Below are 24,737 nucleotides of genomic sequence, written 5' to 3'. Positions count from 1 at the left end.
TTCTAAAATTTTTCCTTATAGTGCACCGCCAATCTCCAGCAGCCCAGCTCCCTTTTCCACCCAGTCCCCGATGATATGCCTGTCATGGGCGATCACCACCACCAGAGCGTTTTCCGACACTGCTGTCAGTTCCCTCCGAATCAGCTCGCAGTGCCCCTCGTCCACCCCGGCCAGGGCCTCGTCCAGCAGATACACCGGCGCTTTCTCCAAAAGCGTCCTGGCCAGCAGCAGACATTTCCGCCGGCCTCCGGAAAACTCTTTCCCGCCATCGCTGATACAAGTGTCCAGCCCTTTCTCCATGCCGCCGACCCATTCCGACAGCCCCAGCCGCCCAAGCAGCTCCAGAATCTCCGCATCCGTCGCATGGCTCCTCCACAGGATGTTGTCCCGGATCGTCCCCTGGAACAGGGCGTCCTCCTGGGTCATGTAGACGATCTGCCGCCGGAGGCTGCGCAGGCTGTACTCCCTGCGCTCATGCCCGAACAGTCGAAGCTCCCCGGCTCCATAGGGATAGATGCCTGTGAGCAGCCTGAAAAAGGTGGTCTTGCCCTTTCCGCTCTCCCCGGCCATCACATAGATGCCCCGGCTCCCCAGGGCCAGGTTCAGGTCCTCATGTATGGTCACTTCCCCCAGCGCGCACCGGATGTCCCTGGCCAGGATGCCCTCGCCGGCATTCCCGTCAAAGGTCAGATCACGGGCTCCGGCAGCGTCCGTTTCCTCCTCCAGGTCCAGGATGTCATGAAGCCTGGCGAAGCCCACCCGCCAGCTCTGGACGGCGGCATAAGTTGATGACGTCATGGTAATCATCGTGGTAATCAGAGCCGCCATCTGGTATATCATGACAATATCTCCCAGGGCCAGCTGGCCCCTCTGGTACAGGAACAGCCCCAGGAAGAGAAGCCCCACGCTCTGCAGATACTGCAATGCGCTCCCGCCCAGCCCCTCGCCGGTCTTCTGGAGGGCAAGCCTGCGGGAAATCTTCTCAAAGCCCGTCAGGTTCCCCAGCACCTTTTCCTCAAAGGCATCCGCCAGGCCGCACAGCCGGATGGTCAGACCGTTCTGGAAGTTCTCCCCGCAGATCCCCAGGCCCTCCTCTTTGTTTTTCCGAAGCAGCTTTATGGTGCTGCGCTCCCTGCGGATGAAAAACACCTGAATCCCCCAGCACAGGAAACCCGCCCCGTAAATCAGGACGCACAGCTGCCAGCGGATGGCGGCAATGGCCACAGTGGCGCCGATGCCGGAAATCAGGAACATGAGGGGCATCAGGATGCCGGAGCCCAGGATGGAGACCACTGTCTCCGCATCCGAATTGAGACGGGAGAGCAACTCCCCTTTCTGCCCCATGGCGCGCACCTTGTCATACCTGGCCCCCAGCACTTTCCCGTACAGGATGCTGCGCAGATCGTTTTGGATGCCATGCAGGGTCATGGACTGCCAGAACAGCCCTGTGGTGTCAAATACCAGGAATGCCGCGATGAACAGGGCCGTCAGGGCCATCTGGGGGAGGAAGTCCTCCGTGCTGCCCTCACTCACCAGATTCAGCACCCTGCTGCCGATGGATGCCGTCAGCCAAGTGATCAGGAAGTTCCGGCATGCCACCATGATGGTGCTCAAAGTGTAGGGGACAATCCATTTCCGCATCTGCCGCAGCAGGCTTTTGTCCGCTGTATTTCCTCTCATCCCTTCTGCCCTCCTATCTCTGCCATGGCCGGTTGCACGGCGGCATTTCCAAGCCGAGTGATCTGTTCCGCCGAATCCAGCAGCTCCCGCTCATGGGTGATTACCACCACGATTCTTTCCCGGGCCAGCTCCCTCAAGACACCCATGAGGATTTCGCTGTGGCGCGCATCCAGGGCGCTGGTGGGCTCATCCAGGACATAGACGTCCCCCTGCCTGAGCAGGGCCCTGGCCAGGCACAGCCTCTGCTTCTGCCCTCCGGAGAGAATGCCCCCGTTCTCCGCAAGCTCCGTCCTGTACCCATCCGGCATCCCCATGATCTCCTCATGTATGCCAACTTTCCGGCACATTTCCTCCGCCTGCTCCTGGCTTATCCGCGCTCCGCAGACAAGGTTGTCGTATATGGTCCCCCGAAACAGCACATTCTCCTGAGGCACCGCCACGATCCTCTCCCGCAGGCTCTCCAGACTGTATTGCTCCGTAGGCATGCCGTTGATCAGGGTCTCTCCGCCGGAAAGGTCATAGACGCCCAAAAGCAGCTTTACCAGCGTGCTCTTCCCCTCCCCGTTGCCGCCCTGAACAAAGCGGATGTCTCCGGGCCGCCAGCTCTCCGTGAATCCATGGTATATCTCCCTGCCGGTATCCGGGTAGGCGAAGCATATCCTGCAAAAATCAATCTCCCGAATCTGCCCCGCCCTGCGGCCCCCTTGGCGCTCCGCCTCCTGTCCCAGAAAGCGGTTCAGCCTCTCCAGGCTCACGGACGCCTTCCTGTACCGGGACACAGTCCCGTCCAGGCTCATGACGAATGTGACCACATTGTCAATCAGCGTGACCACCGTCAGGAGCTGCCCGGTGGAGATGCGGCCCAGGAGGGCAAGCCACCCTCCCAGGCCTGTCAGCAGGGCGATGGTCAGGAATGCCCCCACCATCATGGGAGCCGCCAGCAGGGCCTCCCACACGGCCACCACCCGTTTCCGCTTCTGCAGGCAGTCCAGCTTTTCCCGGTTGACCCGCAGGAAGACCTCCTCCCTGCAGGAGGCCTTGATGGTCTCTATATTGTGGAGACCCGAGACCACAGTCTGGTTGGCCTCCCCCAGCGCCTCCTGGTATTGGTCCGTGCCCTTTGCGATGGGCCTGCTCATCCTGTGGACCAGGCAGATGGGCAGCACCGTGGCAGCCACCGCAGCCATCCCCAGGTACAGGTCAAAGGCGAACATCAGGCCCACTGTGATCAGCCACCCCACCGCATCAGGGAAAGCTTTGTTCAGCATCCGCTCCAGGAAAGCATCAATCTGGCCTGTGTCCGTTATGTAGCAGGTGGTGAGCGCGCCCATGCCGCTCTTCTCCAGCCCGGACAGGCGGCTGTGCAGCACTGTGGACTGGAGCCTGTGGCAGATGTTGCGCTGCACCTTGGCGGAAAGAATCTGCCTAGCGAAGCCTGTCGCCTGGGTCAATAGCAGGAGCACACCCGCCAGGGCCAGCAGCCACAGGGGCAAATCTCCCCTTTCCAGAGCATCCCCCACGCGCCAGCGCAGGAATACGTTCCCCGCTGTCACCAGGACGGTTCCTGTGAGAATGGCGGAGAGCCGGGGGACGGATGTGTCCAGCAGTTTTCTGTAAGTTAAATTCTTACCTCTAATCTCCATTGTTATAAACCGCCTTTCTGCGAAAGGCACCAATGGGGTTGTGAAACCCAGCCATTGCACCTTTTACTCATCACTTTTATCTGTTATACAATCGGGATTACTGATACCAACGGCCTTACAGAGCATAAGCAGGCCCGCTTCTCTTCCTTTTCCAAAAGTCTGCGGGTCCGGATGACGCTGTTGGTATAGGGAATCATCCCGCTTTTATCCACATAGGTTTTAGAATTGATTGCCTCCTGGAACGATATGTTCCCCGGGTTTACGTATATGCCCATATTTTCATACCTCCGTCTGCCAGGCCATGCCATCCGGCCATATTTCCTGCGGGAAGTTCCAAAGCGCTCCCCCCTCGTCTCTCTGTCTCCATCATAATATGCCCTGAAATAAATGTCAAACAGACCTCTCAAAATATCAACTTCCCCATTCCCATCCCCCGAAATTTATGATAGAATGAAAAAGTATTTTTATCAAAAATCAGGAGGCGGCCAAGACATGAAAATCGGTTTTGACAATGACAAATATCTGAAAATGCAGTCGGAACATATCAAGGAGCGCATCGCCGAATTCGGGGACAAGCTCTATCTGGAGTTCGGCGGCAAACTCTTCGACGACTATCATGCGTCCCGGGTCCTTCCCGGCTTTGAGCCTGACGCGAAGCTGCAGATGCTGATGCAGCTGTCCGACTGCGCCGAGATCGTCATCGTCATCAGCGCCGCCGATATTGAGAAGAATAAAGTCCGGGGAGACTTGGGCATCACCTATGATGTGGACGTGCTGCGGCTGCGGGACGAATTCCAGGACAGGGGGCTGTACGTGGGAAGCGTGGTCATCACCCATTATCAGGGGCAGCACAGCGCGGAGCAGTTCAAGGCGAAGCTGGAGAAGAAAGGCATCAAAGTATACCTCCATTATACCATCGAGGGGTATCCCGCCAATGTGCCCCTGATTGTCAGCCCGGACGGCTACGGCAAGAACGATTATATCGAGACTTCCAGGCCTCTGGTAATCGTCACGGCGCCGGGTCCCGGCAGCGGGAAGATGGCTACCTGCCTCTCCCAGCTCTACCACGAGAACCTCCGGGGCACCAAGGCCGGGTACGCCAAGTTCGAGACTTTCCCTATCTGGAACATACCGTTAAAGCACCCCATCAATCTGGCCTACGAGGCGGCCACCGCAGACCTGAACGATGTGAACATGATAGACCCTTTCCATCTGGACGCTTATGGCGAAACAGCGGTAAATTATAATCGGGATATCGAGATATTCCCTGTGCTGAACGCCATCTTCGAGGGAATCTACGGGATCAATCCCTATAAATCCCCCACCGACATGGGCGTCAACATGGCGGGGAACTGCATCATCGACGACGAGGCCTGCTGCGAGGCCTCCCGGATGGAAATCATCCGCCGATACTACACTGCCCTGAACAAGGTGGTGCGGGATGAGACTTCCGAGACGGAAGTCTACAAAATCGAACTGCTGATGAAGCAGGCAAAAATCACCACCGCTGACAGAAAAGTCACTGCCGCCGCAAGGAAGCGGGCCGAGGCCCTGGGCGTCCCCACAGCCGCCATGGAGCTGGCGGATGGCCGCATCATCACCTCCAAGACCTCCGATTTTCTGGGAGCTTCCGCTGCCCTGCTGCTGAATGCCCTGAAGTATCTGGCAGGAGTGGAGCATGACACGAAGCTGATCAAGCCGGAGGCCATCGAGCCTATCCAGAATCTGAAAGTGCGCTACCTGGGCGGAAAGAATCCCAGGCTCCACACGGACGAAGTGCTGATTGCGCTGGCGCTGGCGGCCTGCCATGACGAGAACGCCCAGCGCTCCTTAGAGCAGCTGCCCAGCCTCAAGGGCTGCCAGGCCCATACTTCAGTGATGCTCTCCGAGGTGGATATCAAGATATACAAAAGGCTTGGAGTAGACCTGACCAGCGAGCCGGTCCAGACGGCCAGAAAGAAATATTGATTTTGTCTGACAAAAGGGCAATCACGTTTCCGCGTGATTGCCCTTTCCATCTACTTCTGCTACAGTTTTTTCAGGAAATTCCCATCCACCGTCACGCCCTCATTGATGACAATGAACGCGCTGGGATCATACTTGTGCACAACGGCTTTCAGCCTGGACACTTCGTATTTGGACAGCGTGATATAGAGCATATGGGACTGCTCATAAGTGTAGGCCCCCAGCGTGGACCATTTGGTGACGCCTCTGTTCAGCTCCTCCATGATGGCCCTCTCCAGATTCACATTGTTGGACTTGGTGATGATATTGGCCTCCACATTGATATTCTGTATATGTACCTTGTCAATCGCCAGGGAATGCACGGCTGCGAAGATCACGGAGTACACCACAATCTCTATGTCGAACAAAAAGAGGCAGACCGCATACAGGGACAGGTTCACCAGCAGATACACCTTGCCCACGCTGAAGTCCCTCTTCCACCTGGTCAGCAGCACGCCAACTACATCCAGCCCGCCGCCGGAGGAGGCCATCCGCAGGATGATGCCGATTCCGGCGCCGGATATGATGCCGCCCACCACGCAGGCGGCCACGGTGTCCTCCACCACCTGCACGATGGGGACTACCGACAGGAACACTGTCATGGTGGTGACTGTAATCAGGGTCTTGGCAAAAAACTTCCTGCCCATTTTGGTAAACGCAATGATGAAAATCGGCACATTGATGATATAGTAAATGATGCCGGCAATATCAAAGCTTTGGAAGTTCATGTGCAGGTACTCTACAAGGAGCGTCCTAATCACCTGACAGATGCCCATCAATCCGCCTGAATACAGATTGGCCGGCACCACGAACAGATTCAGTCCCACCGCGTACATCAGTGTGGCCATGATACAGACCAGCGTCCTCTTCCCCTCATAAACCATATTCTCTCTGCTCATGTTATCCCAGCACCTGCTCTATCTTTTCCTTGAATTCCGCCGCGGACATGGCTCCCACATAATTGGCCACAGGCCTGCCGCCCTTGAAGATTACGAAAGCCGGGATGCTGGAGATGCGGTAAGTCTGCGCTAACTGCATGTTCTCATCAATATTGCACTTACCCACCTTGAGCCGCCCTTCGTAGGCCTCCGCCATCTTGGCCACCACGGGCCCCATCATCCTGCAGGGATTGCACCAGTCCGCATAGAAGTCCACCAGCACAGGACCGGATGCCTGCAATACCTCTTTGTCGAAATTGTCTGCCGTAAATTTGTATTCCATATTTTACCTCTTTTCTGCACCTTTCCGGTGCGCAATCGCATTCCATGAGCCGTCCCTCCCGGTTTACTTCCGGAAAAACCATGAATCTTCCCCGGACGCGCCGGATTCCCTCAGGCTCTGCGGCGGATGATATACTTGCAGATAGGATTTCCCTGACTGGAGAATTTCTCCTCATACTCCGTCATCACATTGCCCTCCATCAACCGCTCGTCGCTGTGGAGGTCATAGGTGACCTCGTCGGTCTCCCAGCCCGCAGGCGCCAGTTCCTCCAGGGCAAAGTCGAACAACTCCCTGTTGTCCGTCTTGAACTCCAGTCTGCCGCCCGGCTTCAGGATCACGTCGTAACGCGACAGGAACTCTCTGGAGGGAAGCCTCCGCCTGGCATGCCTGTCCTTGGGCCAGGGATCGGAGAAATTCAGATAAATCCTGTCCACCTCTCCCGTCCCGAACACCCTGGCGATGTCCTCCGCGTCCATCCGCAGGAACTTCAGATTGGGAAGCTCCTCCGCTTCCATCTTGTGGACCGCCCGAATCAGCACGCTGGAATATTTCTCGATTCCCACGTAATTGATATCCGGATGTTCCTTAGCCATAGTATGGATGAATTTCCCCTTTCCCATACCGATTTCGATGTGGATAGGATTTCCATTTCCGAAAATTTCTTTCCATGTACCGGGGCACTGAAAGCTAAGCTCCTCTCTCACTACATAAGGACTCTCCGCGATCACCTCCCTGGAGCCGGTAATATTACGCAATCTCATGGTCTGCACTCCCTGTCCCTCCAAGGGACACCCTTTATCCTTTTTCAAATCCAAGGACTTCTTTAATAAATGTACTTTAAATTTGAATTCTTGTCAATCCATGAATATTGCCGCTTTGGTTTTTTTGAAAAATGGTGTATAATGTTGACTCAGAAGCGCACTGAGTCAGCTTCTGATTCCATGCGCGCTGTGGCGCGCGAAATTGTATCATGAAAAACGAAACCCAGCCAAATCCGATTGCGAGGTCCACCGATGTCTGTATCCAGAAAACATTTTACACATAAATATATCCGGCTTTTCGCGGCTGCGCTCTGCGCGGGCAGTCTCCTCCCGGGGGCCGCCATACATGCATGTGCCTCCGCTCCCTCCGCTGCGGAACTGCTTTTGCAGACCAACCGCAGCCTGCCCGTCCAGTCCGACGAAATACCGGGCTGGCCCGCCGGCCCCGTGACAGGGGCTGAGTCCGCCATTTTGATGGAGGCCCAGACGGGCACCATACTCTACTCCAAAAATATCCATCAGCGGGAATATCCTGCCAGCACCACCAAGATTCTCACCACGCTCATAGCCGCGGAACAGTGCCAGATGGACGAGATCGTCACTTTTTCCCACGACGCCGTCTTCGACACGCCCTGGGACAGCAGCCACATCGCCATGGACGTGGGGCAGGAACTCACCATGGAGCAGTGCCTGAACGCCATCCTGATCCGCTCTGCCAATGAGGTCTGCTATGCCGTTGCGGAGCACATCACGGGCACCACAAACTGGCAGGTCTTCTCCGACATCATGAATGAGCGCGCGGCGGAACTGGGCTGCCTGAACTCCCACTTCTCGAACCCCAACGGCCTGCCGGCGGATGACCATTATACCACGGCCTATGACCTGGCCATGATAGGCAGGGGATTCTTCGCCAATGAGATGCTCTGCAAGATCACGCTGGCGCCGCGGATCGACTTTCCGCCCACGGACAAGCTTCCCCAGGGGAAGCTGGAGAACAACCACATGGAAATCATCCCGGGGGGCACCTACGCTTATGAGTATCTGGTGGGCTGCAAGACCGGCTACACGGACGATGCCAGAAGCTGTCTGGTATCCTGCGCGGAAAAGAACGGGATGAAGCTGATCTGTGTGGTCATGAAAGACGAGGCGCCCTACCACTACAGGGATACTATTTCCCTTTTTGAATACGGTTTTTCCAATTTTGAGAAAGTGTACGTGTCCCAGACGGAGACCAGGTACAATATCGACAACACCGGCCTGTTCTACAGCGGCAATGACATTTTCGGCAGCTCCCAGCCCTTTCTTTCTTTAAATAAGGACGACTTCATCATCCTGCCGCGGACCATTTCCTTTGAGGACGTGGAATCCTCCATATCCTATGAAACGGCGGATGCGAATCAGGCGGCGGTCATCACCTATGCCTATCAGGGCCTGAATCTTGGCTCTGTCAGGGTGGACTTCACGGTGAGCGGAGATGATTCCAGCATCTTTGACATGCCATCCGGGCCGGAGGAAACCTCCGAAAAAGAAGACGGCTCCATAGTATTTGTCAATGTGACAGTCATCATAATCGGCTGCGCGGTGCTGGGGGGCGCACTGCTCATCTGGCTCATCATACACATCATCCTGAAAAACTATAATATTTCCCCCCGGAGCGGCCGGAGATCCTGGCGGAAAAGGAATCGGCACAGACGCAGGCGGGCCAGAAAACATAAGGACTATGATTTTTAAATCATAGTCCCTTTTTTCTGCACCTCGCTCTTTTTCCTGATATCACGGTCTCTGTGGAGTACGCCGGCATGTTTCCTGCGGGCTCTCAGAGCCTCCGCGTCCTCGGGCGAAATCAGCCTGGTGGTCTTCACGATATAGATTCTCCCGGCAGGAGATTTCCGGATACGGATTTTTCCTTTCAGATAGCCGTGTTTCTCGCAGTAGGCCAGGCAGACATAGTGCCTCCCATTGGGGGAGAACCATCGAATCTTCTTGCGCAGATTCCTGCGGCAGAGATAGCATTTGCTGGATGCCACCTCCCTGTCCGCAAAGGCCTCCTCCTTGCTGTCGAATTCCCTGGAAATATATTTTGCATATGTTTCAAACTGTACCTTAAGCTCCGCCTTTCTGTCTTTCGGAGGGTGGAACACATCGTAGGACAGGTTTTGGAGCACCTGGGGCTTTTCTCTCAGAATCCTCGTCAGAATCTTCGCCGTATAGTGAGCGTCGCTCAATGCCCTGTGGAAAGGGATATCCTTTTCCAGCTGCAGGAAATCCACGGCATATTCCAGCGCCTTTCTGCTTTTTCCGTCCTCGAATGCGATGCTGAATAATTTCTGGACGTCCAGATAGGCAAGAGGGCCGTCAGCCAGGGGAGGCATATGGTAATACTCCATATTCCGCTGAAGCTCTGTCAGGTCAGAGTTCCCCCAGCTGCAGAAACGGTACTCCTCCTCCCCGCACCAGCGGAAGAAATCTTCCGCCACCGCCGGGAAAGGGCTCCCTTTCTTCAGCTCTTTCATCCTCAGGTGAATCAGCCTGCCGGTGATCTGATTCATCTCATGATACACCGCAGGCTTGACCAGGCGGCTGAATTCCGCACAGTCCCTGCCTGCGGAGGAACTTCTCTCCCCGGCAGAATCCAGCCTGACCGCACCGATTTCAACGATTTCAAAGGGAATGGCGGCAGCCTCCCGGTTGGAGGTGCCGTTGCCCTGATTCCATTCCAAATCCAATACGATATAATTCATACAATTTCCTTCTTTAAAAACACAGGTTTATACGGATTTTTCCACGTAACGGCTCTCTATCCAGGTATGCACCAGGTCAATCCAGGACTGGCATTCTTTCTGGACAGCGCTGCCGCCGGCTCCTTGCGTCAGCCGGTTGGCAAGGGACAGTCCGTGGCCTCCCTCCGGATAGATATGAAGCTCTGTGCCTACCCCTGCCCTGCGCATGGCATTCACGAACATCAGTGAATTTTCTACCGGTACGGCGTCATCCGTGAAGGTATGCCACAGGAACGCGGGCGGCGTGTCGCCGCTCACCTGGTTCTCCAGGGACAATGCTTCCAGCGCCGGGGCTCCCAGCATCCCGGTAATCTCTTTCTCCCTGTCCCCCATCAAGTTGTCGAAAGACCCTCTGTGGGCATGCTCTCCGGAGGTGATGACAGGATAGCACAGAATCATGCCGTCAGGTTTCCACAGCTTATGGTCCGTGCCCTCGGCTTTCAGCGCCTTTGCCAGGAAATCCCGGTTCCAGAACACGCCCAGGGATGCGGCCAGATGTCCTCCCGCGGAACAGCCCAGCACGATAATCTGGTCAGGGTTCACATGCCATTCTTCCGCATGCTCTCTGATCAGGCGCACGCTGCAGGCCAGCTCCGACAGAGAAATGGGAAATACCGCAGGGGCAACGGAATACCGCAGCACTGCCGCGTGATATCCCATGGCAAGGAACTGCAGGGCCAGCGCCTCAGCCTCCCTGTCGGAGGTAAAGGCATAGCCTCCGCCCGGGCAGACCAGCACCAGGGGCCTCTCGGGGAGGTCTATCTCTACGGAATCATCCTGGATATAGGTGACCAGCTTCGCGTAGGGCAGGGAGCCCTCCTGTTTCATTGCGTAAGTCTCGTTTTTCATGATTTTCCAATCTCCTTTTTATTATGCCGGTTTTAATAAGCCCTGCCCCAGTATACCATTTTCTTCGCAGGTTTCCCGCAGCACACGCAGGTATCTGCGATGTGCTCCTGCTCGAAAGGCATGCAGCGGCTGGTGACGCTTAATTTCTCCTTGATGATGTTCTCGCATTCCTCGTCGCCGCACCACATGGCTTTGACGAAGCCGGATTTCTCGCTGAAAATCTTCTCGAATTCCGCCATGTTGGCGGCGGTAAAGGTATTCTCCTCACGGTGGGCCCTTGCGCGCTCCAGCATATCCTTCTGGATGGTATCCAGCAGTTCCCCTGCCTTTGCCTCCAGCTCGGACAAGGACACTTCCAGCTTCTCCCTGGTATCCCTGCGGCAGATGACGCACTTGCCCGCCTCGATGTCCTTGGGGCCGATTTCGACGCGGATAGGGAATCCCCGCATCTCCGCCTCCGCGAACTTCCAGCCCGGCGTCTTGTCCGTATCGTCCACTTTCACGCGGAAACTCTCTTTCAGCCTGTCGCGGAGCTCATAGGCCTTGTCCAGCACCCCCTCTTTCTTCTGCTGGATGGGCACGATGCACACCTGTACAGGAGCCACCCTGGGCGGCATCACCAGGCCCTCGTTGTCCCCGTGCACCATGATGATGGCGCCTATCAGGCGGGTGGTCATGCCCCAGGAGGTCTGGTGCACATATTTCAGCGTGTTGTCCTTATCCGCGAACTGAATGCCGAACGCTTTCGCGAAGCCGTCCCCGAAGTTGTGGCTGGTGCCGGACTGCAGCGCCTTGCCGTCGTGCATCAGGGCCTCGATGGTATAGGTGGCGATGGCTCCGGCAAACTTTTCTTTATCGGTCTTTCGCCCCTTGATTACCGGTATGGCGAGCACCTCCTCACAGAAATCCGCGTACACGTTCAGCATCTGGATGGTCCTCTCCCGGGCCTCCTCTTCCGTGGCATGGGCCGTGTGCCCCTCCTGCCAGAGGAATTCCCTGGAGCGCAGAAATGGCCTGGTCTCTTTCTCCCAGCGCACCACGGAGCACCACTGGTTGTAGACCCTGGGCAGGTCGCGGTAGGAGTGGACGTCATTTTTGTAAAAATCACAGAAAAGCGTCTCGGAGGTAGGGCGCACGCAGAGACGTTCCTGCAAGGGCTGCAGGCCGCCGTGGGTCACCCAGGCCACCTCCGGGGCAAAACCCTCCACATGGTCTTTCTCCTTCTGCAGCAAAGACTCGGGAATAAACATAGGAAGGTATACATTCTCTACCCCTGTATCCTTAAATCGCTGGTCCAGCTGCTTCTGGATCAGTTCCCAGATTGCGTAGCCTGCAGGTTTGATCACCATGCAGCCCTTTACGGAGGTGTAGTCAATCAGTTCCGCCTTTTTCACCACATCTGTGTACCACTGGGCGAAATCCACCTCCATGGATGTAATCTCTTCTACCATTTTCTTGTCTGCCATTTCTTCCTCCTCCTGATTTGAAGTTCCGCAGCCACCCATACAGTACCAGTAGCAGCATTGCACGGACTCCTGCTGTTTCCAGTTGCGCATTACATTTCAAGACTGTCAGGGACGTCTCCGCACGAAAAACGCCGGACTTCCATCCCACAAGGGACCGAAAATCCGGCGGTACCACCCTAATTGACGCAAATGCGCCCATCTCTCACGCTTTTATCGCAAGCTTACGCCATGCTTTCGCTCACGGCGGACCTTTGTCCTCCCGCAGGCCTCACATGGAACTCCAAGGCAGGTTCCAAATCCTCCGCATAAGAGCCTCCCAGCCGCATCTGCCGCCCTGACGGCAGCATGCCTCGCCCTCTCTCTGGAATGCTTCTGAATCTGTACTGACCCTCTTCACAGTCGCTCTATATGTATGGGATTATAGTGCAACACAGCAGGGTTTGTCAAGCATGAAAATTCTCCCCCTCCGCTAAGGCTTTTGCCCTGCTATACTCCGCCGGATTCTGGCCTGTTATCCGGCAGGCTTCCTCCAGGGAGCAGTGCAGGTCTATCCTCACCGCTCCGCCCGCATGGGATTGCTCAGGAAGTCCTCATAGGACAGCCGGATGCCCTCCTCCAGCTCCGTGCGGTAAGTCCAGCCTAACGCCGTGGCCTTGGAGACATCCAGGAGCTTCCTGGGGGTGCCGTTGGGCTTGCCGGCATCCCAGCGGATCTCCCCGGTGTAGCCGATGACCTTTGCCACCAGCTCCGTCAGCTCTTTGATGGTGAGCTCTTTGCCTGTCCCGGCGTTCACGGTCTCGTTGCCGCTGTAATGGTTCATCAGGAACACGCACAGGTTGGCCAGGTCGTCCACGTACAGGAATTCCCGCAGGGGCGAGCCGTCCCCCCAGCAGGTGACGTAAGGGAGCCCCTGCTCCTTTGCCTCATGGAACCGGCGGATCAGGGCCGGCAGCACATGGCTGTGGGTGGGATGGTAGTTGTCGTTAGGCCCGTATAAATTTGTCGGCATGACGGAGATGTAATCGGTGCCGTACTGGCGGTTCAGGTACTCGCAATATTTCAGTCCGGAAATCTTGGCCAGGGCGTAGGCCTCGTTGGTCTTCTCGAGCTCGCTGGTCAGCAGGCAGCTCTCCGGCATGGGCTGGGGGGCCATCCGGGGATAGATACAGGAGGAGCCCAGGAACTCCAGCTTCCTGCAGCCGTTCTGCCAGGCGCTGTGGATGACGTTCATCTCCAGGGTCATGTTGAACCACATGAAGTCCGCCAGAGCCTCCTGGTTGGCCACGATGCCCCCCACCTTGGCCGCCGCCAGGAATACATACTCCGGCTTCTCCGCGGCGAAGAAGTCCTCCACCTGCTGCTGGCGGCACAGGTCAAGCTCCCTGTGGGTGCGGGTGATGATATTTTCATAGCCCTGGCGCTGCAGCTCCCGGAGGATGGCGGAGCCCACCATGCCCCGGTGCCCGGCCACGTAGATTTTCGCGTTTTTTTCCATCATTTTTCATGTCCTCGATTTCGGTTCTGTTTTGTACTCTGTCTTATTTTTCATGCCTGCGCTGTGCATCAGCCTTTCGCTTCCATCTGCTTTGTGGCCTCCAGCACGGCCCTCTCACGCCTGGCAAGAGCCCTGTCATGCTCCGCCATGATTTCTATCAGCCGCTCATAGCTGGTGGCCTGGGGATTCCAGCCCAGGACGGTCCTGGCCTTGGTGGGGTCGCCCAGCAGGTTGTCCACGTCCGTGGGGCGGAACCACTGGGGGTTCACACAGACTAACAGCTTTCCTGTGGCGGCGTCGTAGCCTTTCTCCTCCAGGCCGCTGCCCTCCCAGCGAAGGTCAAGCCCGTTGGCGGCAAAAGCCTTCTCCGTGAAATCCCGCACCGTGTGCTGGACGCCGGTGGCGATGACGAAATCCTCCGGCTTCTCCTGCTGCAGCATCAGCCACATGCATTCCACATAGTCCCTGGCATAGCCCCAGTCCCGCTTGGAATCCAGGTTGCCAAGCTCCAGATGGTCCTGTATGCCCTCGGCGATACGGCCCGCCGCCCGGGTGATCTTGCGGGTGACGAAATTCTCCCCCCGGCGCTCGGATTCATGGTTGAACAGGATACCGTTGGCGGCGAACATGCCGTAGGCCTCCCTGTACTCCCTGACGATCCAGAAGCCGTACTGCTTGGCCACCGCGTAAGGGCTGTAGGGGTGGAAAGGCGTGGTCTCGCTCTGGGGCACCTCCTCCACCTTGCCGTAGAGTTCGGAAGTGGAAGCCTGGTAGACCTTGGTCTTCTCTGCCAGCCCAAGGATGCGCACCGCCTCCAGGATGCGCAGCACGCCGATGGCGTCCACGTCCCCGGAGTACTCCGGCACGTCAAAGGATACCTGCACATGGCTCTGGGCCGCCAGGTTATAGATTTCGTCCGGTCGGACAATATTGATGATGCGGATCAGAGAGGAGGAATCCGACAGGTCGCCCTCGTGAAGGGTAAGGTTCTCCGCCCCGGTCAGGTGCTCGATGCGGGCCGTATTAGGCAGGGAGGCCCGGCGGATGATGCCGTGCACCGCATAGCCTTTCTCCAGGAGAAACTCCGCCAGGTAGGAACCGTCCTGGCCGGTGATGCCGGTAATCAGCGCTACTTTACTCATAGGTTCATCTCACTTTCTGTATTTTATGATTTCCTCTGCCACACCTTTTTTGCAAGGGGACAGATTCCCGCGATTTTCCATACTTCCAGTTTAGGGGATGACTTCCGCATTTGCAATTCATGATATTGCGGCATACTTGTACAATCTTGACTTTCATGATACAATGTCCTTATTTGAGTCATGGAGCGGCCGGATGGCCATCACCATGAGCGTTGCTGTGCTCATGATATAATGCTGCCCCAAAAAGCATTGTGACAACTCCTGATTCTGTATATGTCAAAACGCATATAAATTATTGTTTAACCATGTAAAACAGGAGAACATGCCATGGAATCTCTGTTTCAAGGTGTTTCCGTAGAATCCAGCCGCATCATATACACCCCCTCCGGCTTCGCCAGAGCCAATCTGCTGCACCTGCAGGAGGTGGGAGAGCTCCGCGCCATAAAGCCCCATACCAGCAGCAGAAAGGGGCTGCTCTCTTTCCTGTTCTTCATCGTGACCCAGGGCGCCGGGAGCCTCTTTTATGACGGGCAGCGCTACCTCCTGAACCCGGGCGACTGCGTTTTCATCGACTGCCGGAGGCCCTACGCCCAGAGTTCCTCCGAAGACAGACTGTGGTCTTTGAAATGGGCCCATTTCTATGGTTCCAGTATGAACGGAATCTACGAAAAGTATGTGGAGAGAGGCGGAAGACCTGTCTTTGCCCCCAAGGAGCCGAAAGCTTTCACCGGCCTGCTGACGCAGCTCCTCACGGTGGCGGGAACGGAGGACTACATCCGCGACATGAGAATCAACGAGAAACTCACCGGCCTGCTGACCCTTGTCATGGCGGAAAGCTGGCATCCCGAAGCCTGCCCCCATACGGGCGTAAAAAAGAAAACCCTCCAGTATGTAAAGGCATATCTGGAGGAGCATTATAAGGAGCGGATTACTTTAGACCATCTGGCCAGTCGGTTCTATCTCAATAAATTCTACCTGGCCCGCACCTTTAAAGAGCAGTTCGGCGCTACTGTCCTGGGCTGTCTGGACCAGATCCGCATCACCCACGCCAAGCAGCTGCTGCGCTTCTCTGACCTGACCGTGGAGGCAGTGGGCCGGGAGGTGGGCATCGGGGAACCCGGCTACTTCAGCCGTGTCTTCAAAAAAGTGGAGGGGATATCCCCCGGAGAATACCGGAGGATGTGGTAGGGGCCCGGGGCCGCCACAAATCCTTTTTCAGAAATCTTTGTACAGGGCCAGCTTTACGCTTTCGTCCTCTATGGAAATCTCCGCCTTGTCTATCATGGTGCCAATCAGAAGCAGCTGGCTGCTTTCCCCGTGGCTTCCCACCCCGGCCAGCTCCCAGTAGATTTCCTCGATGCCGTCATTGCGCTGCTGGTTCAGGCATTCCAGCTCCCGAAGCTTCTCTTTCTGCTCCGGCGGGTAATTGGCCTCAAAGGTAATCCTGCCTTGCCTCTCCTCCAGCACGATGCTGGAATTAATCCTGGTGGCGCCCAGCGCCATGAAATACATGGACAGCTCGGCTACGATTTTTCCTGCTTTTTCCTGTTCATGAAGCATACGCCTTTCCTCTTTTCCTTTCTTCTGGTGGTAAAGCTCTCCAGCCCGGGCACCATTATGATAGCCACCCAGCCTGCGCTGAATCCGTTATTATATAAATTCAGGCCTCCGTACATCTCGGACGTGCACATGACAATGGCAGAATGGAGCATGCCCGCGGCCATTCCCGCAAGAATGCCGAACCGTCCTGCAATGGGCGCCAGCCCTACCGCGAACGCTGCCGCCAGCTGCATCCCCGGCGTCACCGGCGCGAACCGGGTCAGAAACGTAGACAGGAATACTCCCAGCAGCACCGGCAGATAGTTTTTGATATGGGCCCCAAAGGCCGAAAACCCGAATGCGGTCAATATCGCTCCCACCACCGGACCGGAGAAATCGCCGCCGATCAGCCGGATATACGTGGTGCAGACAGCGCCCACAATAGCCATATTCATCAGCGTGCAGCCCGCACCCTCCATCAGCACGAAATCAGCCACCGCCCTGCCCGGGTGCTTCCATATCTTCAGGATGCTCCTGACATCCCCGCCCGCAAGATACAATCCGTACAGAAAGGTCAGCAGGAAATAGCCATACAGCCCTGCCATGACCCACAGAGGCCTGCCGGATTTCCAGATCATCACCGGTTCGCTCTCTATGCCGAAAGATTTAAGCACACAGACCATCACAAATGCCACGATGCCCGCCGAAAATCCCACATTGAACAGATTGTAGCCCATGTGCATGGAGGCTGTATGTACCGAAAGCGCGGGCAGGATGAAGCCGATTAATATCCCCGCCCCCACAGCCGTCAGCAGGTTCACCCGCCAGTCAAAGGGCAGCTCATAAATCAGCTCCGTCACCAGCGGCGCCAGGCTGGTGCCGAAAAAACCGGTGTAGATATAGCGGCTCATCTGGGTGCCGTGCACTTTTGCATAGAGAAAGGTCCCGAACAGGATCGGCAGGATGTTCACCGGATTCTTCCCCCAGAGGGCATAGCCCGCATTGATGAAGACCGCCGCCATAGTAAGGCCCGTGAACTGGATTTTTTCACGATGCAGCAGCCAGAGCCCCATTCCCATCACCAGGAATGCGTTCCAGAACGCGGCTCCGTATCCCGCCAGTTCAAAATAGTCGGTAATCAGTGCGTCCCTTGAAATCACGATGACCCACAGGCCCTTGACAGCGGACAGGAGCCCCTGTCCCTCCACTTCCATGCCGATGATTCCCGCCGCGAACAAAAGCAGCAGGGAGAAACTGCCGAATATCTTCAGTTCTCTGCCTTCCAGCTTCTCTCTGATTGTCCTGCCATTTTCCATCCAGACCTCCTACTGTCCATAATTATAGTTCCCTTATCGGACCTTTTTATATCAGCCCCTTAGCATCTCTTTCAAATTTGTTACTTGTCCGGAGGCAATCACCAGCTCTGCGCTGCTATTCAGAAAACACCTTGCTCAATTCAATAAAGCACCCGTCAAGCGCATTGACTTTCGCCACATCCTCTTGCCTATAGATTTCGTGGGTTCGGAGGGTGCCATCGCCAGCCTGAATCATAACGCGAACCGTCTTGTTTTCAGGATCGACAATCCAGTATTCCCGAACTCCCGCCCGCTGGTATAGATTCAGCTTCACAAGCTGGTCATGCCGCTGTGTAGAGGGGGAGAGAACTTCAATCACCAAGTCGGGTGCTCCCTTGCACCCATGCTCATCCAGTCTGCTCCTGTCGCATACCACTGAAATATCCGGCTCTACCACCGTGTCCACATCTTCCGGTCTGTCCCCATCCTGCTCAAACAGCCGAACACCAAAGGGAGCGGAATAGACCTTGCACTGCTTTCCCTCCAGGAAATTAGCAAGCTGGCGGAATAACTCGCCGGTGATTTCCTGATGGATTCTGGACGGCGTAGCCATCATGAACGCCTCGCCGTTGATAATTTCAATATGCTCGTCCCCATCCCACAAGAGAACATCTGCGAACGTATACCGAACCTTTTCTGCCGGTAATGCCATATGTCATTCCTCCTTATTAACTTTTGCTTCCGTGTTGTCGCGCTCCCCAGCTCCCTCAACCGCTGCTGCCTCTGTCTTCTCATCCATATTCAGGACAGCCTATGCTCACTATGATTTCATTTTACTGTACTGTACCGGAAAGCGCAAGGGGCTTTTCTTACATGAAAGATTTACTATCAATCCCCAGCCTCAGCCACACCTCTCAACCGTCTCCCCAATAAAGGCACCTCAAACAAAAGCATCACAATCCACCCCGCGAAGTTCGCCCAGGCCAGACTGACGAACCCCAGCGAGAGCACCAGCAGCAACACCCACACCGCCGCCACCCGCCCCAGCATATTCATAAAAGTGCTGTACAGCGTGACTTTCAAGTCCCCCATTCCCCGGAAGAACCCCTGTATCCCATTGGTGAATCCCGGCAGCAGATACATCAAGGCAATCCCCCGCAGATAAGACACCCCCAGCGGGACCACCTGCGCATCCTCCGCCCCTGTAAACAACCCCATGATAACCGGCGCCCCCAGCAGAATAACAAGACAGATAACAACAGAATAGATAATTTCTATCGTAATTCCGACTCTAAATCCCCGTTTAATCCTCTCCCTATGCCCAGCCCCTTTATTCTGCGCAATAAAAGTAGTCATGGCATGTCCGATGTTCTGCTGGGGCGTATAAGCGAAATCATCCACCCGGTTCACCGCAGTAAAAGCCGCCATCATGCTGACCCCCTGAGTATTCACCATGGCCTGAATCATCGTCTTTCCCACCTGCAGGCACACCTGCTGCAGGGCGCTGGTGCTCCCATAGGAAATCGTCCGCCCCAGCAGCTTTTTATCGAACGTGAGCCACCCTTTCCCCAGCTTCAATAGCGGCACTTTCCTGCTGATATAAACCCCGCACAGCAGACAGCACACCGCCTCGCTGACCACCGTAGAGACCGCGCTCCCCGGCACCCCCAGCCGCAACGCCGCCACCAGCAGCAGATCCCCGAAAATATTCAGCACCGCGCTGATGATCAGGAAATACAGCGGCGTCCTGCTGTCCCCCAGAGCCCGCAGGGTATTTGCCAGGAAATTATAGATAAAGGTAAACAAGATCCCCAGAAAAATAATCCGCAGATAAGTCCCCGCCTCCCCGATCACCGCCTCCGGCACCTGAATCAGCCTAAGCAGCGGCTCCGCCAGCAGAATGGTCAGTAAAGAGAACACCAGGGAAAATCCGCATCCCGCCAGAAACGTGGTGCTGATCTGGCGGGACAGCAGCTCATAATCCCTGGAGCCGTACTGGGCGCTCATCAAAATACCGGCCCCCATGCACAGCCCGCTGATGAACAAAAGCGCGATATTCATCAGCGGCGCCGACGTGCCTACCGCCGCCAGCGCCCTTTCCCCCACGTACCGCCCTACGATGACCGAATCCACCGCATTGTAGGTCAGCTGGAACAGATTCCCCAGCACCAGCGGCACGGTGAACTCCACTAGCGGAAGTGCGATTTTTCCCTCTGTCATATCCCTCTTCTGCGCCATATGTCTCCCACTTTCCAAATCAGCAGCCCTGTTACGGGCGGCAGAACATCCATCCTGCTGCGCTGTAGAGCAGCGGGGCATGCGGCCTGCGCTCCAGCCGTCGCCAATCAGCTCCGCTGACAGTTTCAACACTTTTCGCCAGGCTACGGATACGGCTTTCTGCCCGTGCAGGCTTCTCCTGTCGCAATCCTGTATAGAAAGAGGCCGCCGGGAAATGGCTGCATTTTCATAAATGCTATTTCCCGGCAGCCTCATATCATGCGCCCGTCTTCCATCCTATTTCCGCAGCTTCTTCAGCGCCTTCTCCGCGATAAGGCACTCCCCGTGCTCCTCCAGCTGCGCTGTCTGAGAGGGTTCCGCCGCATACAGGCTGGCGAACTCCAGCGCCTGGATGCAGGCCCTGCTGTAACGCTCATAGGATGCCCTGCCCTTGAGCAGATACAGGAAATACAGTCCGTCCATCACATGCACGCTGCTCTCCACCTGCAGATTCGCGGGCAGCATGGATGCAAACTCGATGATTCTGCCAAGTTCCGCAAAGGCGAACACCGCAAAAGTGGGGCGGCTGACCTGCCGGGCGCCCTTGGCATCTGTCCCATTGGCATCCGCAGCCCCATTCTGATCCTGACCGGCGCTCTGTGCGTCTCCGTTCCCCGAGGCGTCCGCATTCCCTCCGCCTATCTTCTCCCGGGTCCTCTGCAGAATCCGCTTCATCTCTTTCAGGCATTCGATGAACTGATCGCTCTCCTTGATTTCCGGATCCCTGTCCGAAAAGGTCAGTATCAGTCCCTGATCCGGCAGCATCATAATCTGCAGATCGAAAGCGAACTTGGGAGGCTTGTAGCCGACCTCCTCCGCGGCCTGCTCGATGATCTCCTGCACGACTTCCTTAGCCTTGTCGCTGCGCAGGACGAAGTCTTTATAGTCAATGTCATACTCCTCCAATTCCTCATTGGACAGGAAGCACTTTACCGTTTTTTCATCTACACGTTCTATTCTCATATCATCATCCTCATAAAAATGTACCTGCCACATATCTACATCCTTATGATACCATGATATTCAGAATTTTTCAATCATAGACTTTTGGCAATAGAGCCCGTATTATGGTTTTATTGCATTAGTTTTCCATCTATTGTTTATTTTATACCTTTTTTATCGAAATTGCTTTTTCATTTCTTTATCAACTGCACTCCAACAGAAAAATGTCTCCACATCCCTCATGAAAAAAGACCCATCTGTTCATACCGCTCCGGAAACTGGTTCAGATACGCGAAACACTCCTCCACATCGCTCAGGATTCCATGCTGCCTGCACGTCCGGCAGAACAGCTCCATCAGCTCCCCGCCCCTGTCGCTGGGCACTTCATAGGCATGCCCGTAGCGCCTCTGGTATCTTTCTTTCAGCCCCGGGAAATGCTTATCCAGCGCCGCGTAATAATACTCCCTGTCCCCCTCCCTGAGCGTCATCCCCATGCCGAAGCAGATGATGCCATGCACCCTCGCCCGGACGCAGTACTGCAGTATGCCCTCAATATTCTCTTTCGTATCGTTGATATAGGGCAGTATCGGCGACAGCCAGACCACCGTGGGGATGCCATTGTCCCGGAATATCTCCAGGGCCCTTGCGCGCTCCTTTGTGGTGCAGACATTGGGCTCCAGAATCCGGCACAGATCCTCGTCATAGGTAGTCAGGGTCATCTGAACCACGCATTTCGCCTTTTCGTTGATGCGCTTCAGCAGCGGCAGATCCCTTAGGATACGGTTCGATTTCGTCTGGATGGCCAGGCCGAATTCATAGCGCTCTATGATTTCCAGACACCTCCTGGTCAGCCCCAGCTCCTCCTCGCAGTGCATGTAGGGATCGCACATGGCCCCTGTGCCTATCATGCACTTCTTCCGTTTGGAGCGGAGCGCCTTTTCCAGAAGTTCCGGCGCGTTGCGCTTCACCTCGATGTCCTCGAAGGGATGGGTGAACTGATAGCAGCTGCTCCTGCTGTCACAGTAGATACAGCCGTGGGTACAGCCCCTGTACAGGTTCATGCCGTTTTTCGCGGACAGAATCCCCTTTGCCTCTACAAAATGCATGTCTATCTCTCCAATCCGTATGCGCTTGCCTTCCAGCCGTCCTCTTCCTTAATCAGTTCTATCTCCAGATATTCCAGAGAATCCGCATCTGCGGCAGGATAGAATTCCACCCAGACTACGCACTTGTCTCCCAGCTTTCTCTCTTCCGTGTCCATGCCTTTCACGCTCTTGGCCTCTGCCTCCCGGGCCACATGGCCGTCGCTGCCCTCCGGGAAAGTCTCCACTGTCCCGCTGTAGCCTTCCGCCAGGTACTGCCGCAGGGCCTCCTCATCGCCGGTCAGGTATGCGTCCCAGAAAGCCCCGGCCAGCTGACGCTGCTGCTTTCCGTCCTCCGACAAAGCCTCTCCGCCCTCTTCCGACAGCAGCACGAAATGCTTTGCCACAGCGGCCAGGGACACGCCGAAGCCCTCCCTGTATTCCGCCTCCGCCGGATAGGTATAGTGGATGCTCATGATCCGTATCCCGCTCCTGTGCAGCTTGGCGAAAAAGAGGCTGCCGTCGCTTTCTTTCCGAAAAGCTCCCTCCTCCTCTGTCCGGGCGTAGCCTTCCTCCTCCAGCCGGGCGGCTGCCTGCTCCCATGTATTCCCGCTCCAGTCGGTGACCCAGAAGCGCACCGCCTCATTCTCCTGCCACATCCACGTATCCTGCCCGCCGGAGACCCATCCCTGGGCGGGCACCAGCAGGCAATACCCTGCCCCCCTGTACAGATTGGCGGGCTCTTCCTGGGGCATGCCCTCCTGGGTGTAGAGCAGCGTATGGCCCTGTGCTGCCGGATTCTCCGGAATATTTGACGGCAGCGCCGATGATGGGCGTTCTCCCTGGCTGTCCCCTGTTGTATCTCCCAATATTACATCATTCGTTTCCGCACCTGCGGCAGCCGAATCCGCGCCATCTGCGGCGGTCACGCCATTCGCAGTCACTCCGCCCGCAGCCACGCTGCCTGCCTCCGCACCAGCTGCATTCAGGCCTCCCTCCCCTGCGCCATATGTACCGCCCGCCGTCACGCCGTCCGCCTCCGCGCCAGCCGCATTCATTCCTCCCGCCCCTGCGTCAGCTGTCGTCAGGCCATCTCCGCTGCCCCGGCCGTCCCGAGCCTCTTCGCCATAGCCCGCGGACTCCTGCCATGGGTTCTCCGTGGCCCGCACATGCTCCGCCGACGTGGCGAACCCCACCGCCACCGCAGCCACAAGCGACACGGCTGCAGCCACGGCCGTATATTTGGGCTTTCGATACTTCATGATCAGATTTATCCTTTCTTCAATGGCATTCCTGCCCAATCCGTTAAAGAACGGCACCAGCCCAATCTTTTTCTCCTCCATCCCAATCAGCGCCATGGCGTACCCCCCTCTGGCCTGCTCTCCGAACCGTTTCAGGACTCCCGCATCACAGGCAAATTCAATGTCCCGGTTCAACAGCAGGGCCATCGCCCAGACCAGGGGGTTGAACCAGTGGACGCACAAAGCCGCCACCATCACAAGCTTCATCAGCGCATCGCAATAGCAGATATGCACGTACTCATGCTCAAGGATGTATTCCAGCTCCCGCCCCTTTTCTTCCAGAGCCTTTTCGGGCAGCAGGATGACAGGCCGAAGACATCCATAGGTCAAAGGCGTAGAAATCCCCTCCGCCTGTCTGACGGAAACAGGGCGCCCTTTCCTGTGTCTCTCCATCCATTGCAGCACCTGTTCCGACTCCACAGGCGCTGCTTTCCGGAACCTGTCCAGGCTCCGGACATATGACCTTACGAAAAACAGGCTGCAGATAAGGGCCCCGGCGCACCAGAGGACAGGCAGTATCTCCATCTGGTTTCCCGCCTCTGCAACCGCCGTTTCCTGCCCCCGAACCGGAGGCTGCCCGCTGCCCTTTTCAGGCGGCAGATCCACCGCCTCCATTTCCCCGGAAACCACATATGCCTCCCGCTCCGGCGCCGCCTCCTGCCGCCCCAGCCCCAGAAGAGTATAGACGCTGAAGACAGAGGCCACGGAAAACGGTACCAGCAGGCGAAGCAGCGCTATTCCCCACAGGACAGGGAAAGTCCTTTTCGGCAGCTTATCCAGCAGCAGGACCCTCACCGCAATGATGATCAGTATCAGGATTCCGCCATAAATACTTCTCTGCACTAATCCCATGTCCATCACCTATTTTCCTTCCTCCACAATCCTCTTCAGCCGCTCGATCTGCTCGGCGGAAAGCCTCTTCCTGTCCAGCAGGGAGGCGAACAGCATGTCCGCCGAACCGTCATAGATTTTTTCAATCAGCTCGTCTGTCTCCGCCGCCTGTATCCGGGCCTTGGAAACCAAAGCGTGGCAGAGGAAATTCGGCTCGCGGCGCTCGATGGCGCCCTTTTTGATGCATTTTTTGATGACCGTGTAAGTCGTGTTCACGTTCCAGCCAGTCTCGCTGCCCAGCACATCCGAAATATGCTTCGCGGTGGAATCCCCCTCTCTCCAGAGTACGGCCATCACTTTTAATTCTGAGTCAAACAGTTTCATATATGTATCCGCTCCCTTTACCGACAGTCCCGCACGGGCTTTCCG

General features: G+C 56.3%; 23 protein-coding genes. 3 read left to right on the top strand and 20 right to left on the bottom strand.

Annotated elements, in window-relative coordinates:
• Window positions 1-15: 15 nt before the first annotated feature.
• From NFS35_RS09785 to NFS35_RS09775, 3 genes are all read right to left on the bottom strand, one after another.
• Window positions 16-1,680, bottom strand: coding sequence for an ATP-binding cassette domain-containing protein (locus tag NFS35_RS09785; protein WP_251206941.1), 1,665 nt, complete (start codon window positions 1,678-1,680; stop codon window positions 16-18).
• Window positions 1,677-3,323 (bottom strand): ATP-binding cassette domain-containing protein, encoded by a 1,647-nt coding sequence (locus NFS35_RS09780; protein WP_251206940.1) that lies wholly within the window; start codon window positions 3,321-3,323, stop codon window positions 1,677-1,679. The genes NFS35_RS09785 and NFS35_RS09780 overlap by 4 nt, the downstream gene beginning before the upstream one ends.
• 83 nt (window positions 3,324-3,406) lie before the next feature.
• A complete protein-coding gene (locus NFS35_RS09775; RefSeq protein WP_251206939.1) occupies window positions 3,407-3,598 on the bottom strand; it encodes a hypothetical protein in 192 nt (63 codons plus the stop codon).
• A gap of 217 nt (window positions 3,599-3,815) precedes the next feature.
• Between NFS35_RS09775 and NFS35_RS09770 the strand changes: the two genes are divergently transcribed.
• Window positions 3,816-5,291, top strand: coding sequence for a DUF1846 domain-containing protein (locus NFS35_RS09770; protein ID WP_251206938.1), 1,476 nt, complete (start codon window positions 3,816-3,818; stop codon window positions 5,289-5,291).
• A gap of 59 nt (window positions 5,292-5,350) precedes the next feature.
• Here the strand turns inward: NFS35_RS09770 and NFS35_RS09765 are convergent, their stop codons facing one another.
• From NFS35_RS09765 to trmB, 3 genes are all read right to left on the bottom strand, one after another.
• On the bottom strand, window positions 5,351-6,226 hold the full coding sequence (locus tag NFS35_RS09765; RefSeq protein ID WP_251206937.1) for a YitT family protein: 876 nt from the start codon (window positions 6,224-6,226) through the stop codon (window positions 5,351-5,353).
• A gap of 1 nt (window position 6,227) precedes the next feature.
• Complete coding sequence (gene trxA / locus NFS35_RS09760) at window positions 6,228-6,548, bottom strand: thioredoxin (RefSeq protein ID WP_251206936.1); 321 nt, start codon at window positions 6,546-6,548, stop codon at window positions 6,228-6,230.
• 110 nt (window positions 6,549-6,658) lie between these two features.
• On the bottom strand, window positions 6,659-7,309 hold the full coding sequence (gene trmB / locus NFS35_RS09755) for a tRNA (guanosine(46)-N7)-methyltransferase TrmB (protein WP_251206935.1): 651 nt from the start codon (window positions 7,307-7,309) through the stop codon (window positions 6,659-6,661).
• Window positions 7,310-7,561: 252 nt separating this feature from the next.
• On the opposite strand from trmB, the gene NFS35_RS09750 reads away from it, so the two are divergent.
• Entirely contained in the window at window positions 7,562-9,040 is a 1,479-nt protein-coding gene (locus tag NFS35_RS09750; protein ID WP_251206934.1) for a D-alanyl-D-alanine carboxypeptidase family protein, read from the top strand.
• On the opposite strand, the gene NFS35_RS09745 is transcribed toward NFS35_RS09750, so the two are convergent.
• The 6 genes from NFS35_RS09745 to gmd all read right to left on the bottom strand — a co-directional run bounded on the left by NFS35_RS09745 (window position 9,037) and on the right by gmd (window position 15,041).
• A complete protein-coding gene (locus NFS35_RS09745) occupies window positions 9,037-10,050 on the bottom strand; it encodes a 3'-5' exonuclease (RefSeq protein WP_251206933.1) in 1,014 nt (337 codons plus the stop codon). The genes NFS35_RS09750 and NFS35_RS09745 overlap by 4 nt on opposite strands.
• Window positions 10,051-10,077: 27 nt before the next feature.
• The gene (locus tag NFS35_RS09740; RefSeq protein ID WP_251206932.1) at window positions 10,078-10,938 is read right to left on the bottom strand and encodes an alpha/beta hydrolase; all 861 of its coding nucleotides are present in this window, start codon (window positions 10,936-10,938) and stop codon (window positions 10,078-10,080) included.
• Between the two features lie 32 nt (window positions 10,939-10,970).
• Entirely contained in the window at window positions 10,971-12,404 is a 1,434-nt protein-coding gene (proS, locus tag NFS35_RS09735) for a proline--tRNA ligase (RefSeq protein WP_251206931.1), read from the bottom strand.
• Between the two features lie 221 nt (window positions 12,405-12,625).
• Window positions 12,626-12,751, bottom strand: coding sequence for a hypothetical protein (locus NFS35_RS28985; protein ID WP_275564675.1), 126 nt, complete (start codon window positions 12,749-12,751; stop codon window positions 12,626-12,628).
• A 206-nt stretch (window positions 12,752-12,957) separates the two neighbouring features.
• Complete coding sequence (locus tag NFS35_RS09730) at window positions 12,958-13,899, bottom strand: GDP-L-fucose synthase family protein (RefSeq protein ID WP_334303552.1); 942 nt, start codon at window positions 13,897-13,899, stop codon at window positions 12,958-12,960.
• 68 nt (window positions 13,900-13,967) lie between these two features.
• Window positions 13,968-15,041: a GDP-mannose 4,6-dehydratase gene (gene gmd / locus NFS35_RS09725; RefSeq protein ID WP_251206929.1), complete on the bottom strand. Its 1,074-nt coding sequence runs from the start codon at window positions 15,039-15,041 to the stop codon at window positions 13,968-13,970.
• Window positions 15,042-15,368: 327 nt separating this feature from the next.
• Here gmd and NFS35_RS09720 point away from each other — a divergent pair, with 327 nt between their 5' ends.
• Window positions 15,369-16,229 carry an AraC family transcriptional regulator gene (locus NFS35_RS09720; RefSeq protein WP_251206928.1) on the top strand — a complete coding sequence of 287 codons (861 nt, stop codon included), beginning with the start codon at window positions 15,369-15,371 and terminating at the stop codon, window positions 16,227-16,229.
• A 27-nt stretch (window positions 16,230-16,256) separates the two neighbouring features.
• Here NFS35_RS09720 and NFS35_RS09715 read toward each other — a convergent pair whose 3' ends face one another.
• From NFS35_RS09715 to NFS35_RS09680, 8 genes are all read right to left on the bottom strand, one after another.
• The gene (locus NFS35_RS09715) at window positions 16,257-16,601 is read right to left on the bottom strand and encodes a hypothetical protein (RefSeq protein ID WP_251206927.1); all 345 of its coding nucleotides are present in this window, start codon (window positions 16,599-16,601) and stop codon (window positions 16,257-16,259) included.
• Window positions 16,565-17,896, bottom strand: coding sequence for a DUF1576 domain-containing protein (locus tag NFS35_RS09710; protein ID WP_251206926.1), 1,332 nt, complete (start codon window positions 17,894-17,896; stop codon window positions 16,565-16,567). The genes NFS35_RS09715 and NFS35_RS09710 overlap by 37 nt, the downstream gene beginning before the upstream one ends.
• Before the next feature lie 115 nt (window positions 17,897-18,011).
• Window positions 18,012-18,587 (bottom strand): Uma2 family endonuclease, encoded by a 576-nt coding sequence (locus NFS35_RS09705; RefSeq protein WP_251206925.1) that lies wholly within the window; start codon window positions 18,585-18,587, stop codon window positions 18,012-18,014.
• A 176-nt stretch (window positions 18,588-18,763) separates the two neighbouring features.
• Window positions 18,764-20,113, bottom strand: a complete 1,350-nt coding sequence (locus NFS35_RS09700; protein WP_251207000.1) for an MATE family efflux transporter — start codon at window positions 20,111-20,113, stop codon at window positions 18,764-18,766.
• Between the two features lie 276 nt (window positions 20,114-20,389).
• Window positions 20,390-21,115: an adaptor protein MecA gene (locus tag NFS35_RS09695; protein WP_251206924.1), complete on the bottom strand. Its 726-nt coding sequence runs from the start codon at window positions 21,113-21,115 to the stop codon at window positions 20,390-20,392.
• Window positions 21,116-21,333: 218 nt separating this feature from the next.
• Window positions 21,334-22,200, bottom strand: a complete 867-nt coding sequence (locus tag NFS35_RS09690; RefSeq protein WP_251206923.1) for an SPL family radical SAM protein — start codon at window positions 22,198-22,200, stop codon at window positions 21,334-21,336.
• Between the two features lie 2 nt (window positions 22,201-22,202).
• On the bottom strand, window positions 22,203-24,335 hold the full coding sequence (locus NFS35_RS09685) for a M56 family metallopeptidase (RefSeq protein WP_251206922.1): 2,133 nt from the start codon (window positions 24,333-24,335) through the stop codon (window positions 22,203-22,205).
• 3 nt (window positions 24,336-24,338) lie between these two features.
• Entirely contained in the window at window positions 24,339-24,692 is a 354-nt protein-coding gene (locus tag NFS35_RS09680) for a BlaI/MecI/CopY family transcriptional regulator (RefSeq protein ID WP_251206921.1), read from the bottom strand.
• Between the last annotated feature and the right edge of the window lie 45 nt (window positions 24,693-24,737).

Origin of the sequence: Acetatifactor aquisgranensis (assembly GCF_943193215.1) — a bacterium.
Lineage (GTDB): Bacteria > Bacillota > Clostridia > Lachnospirales > Lachnospiraceae > Acetatifactor > Acetatifactor aquisgranensis.
This window is presented reverse-complemented; position numbering and strand designations above follow the sequence as displayed.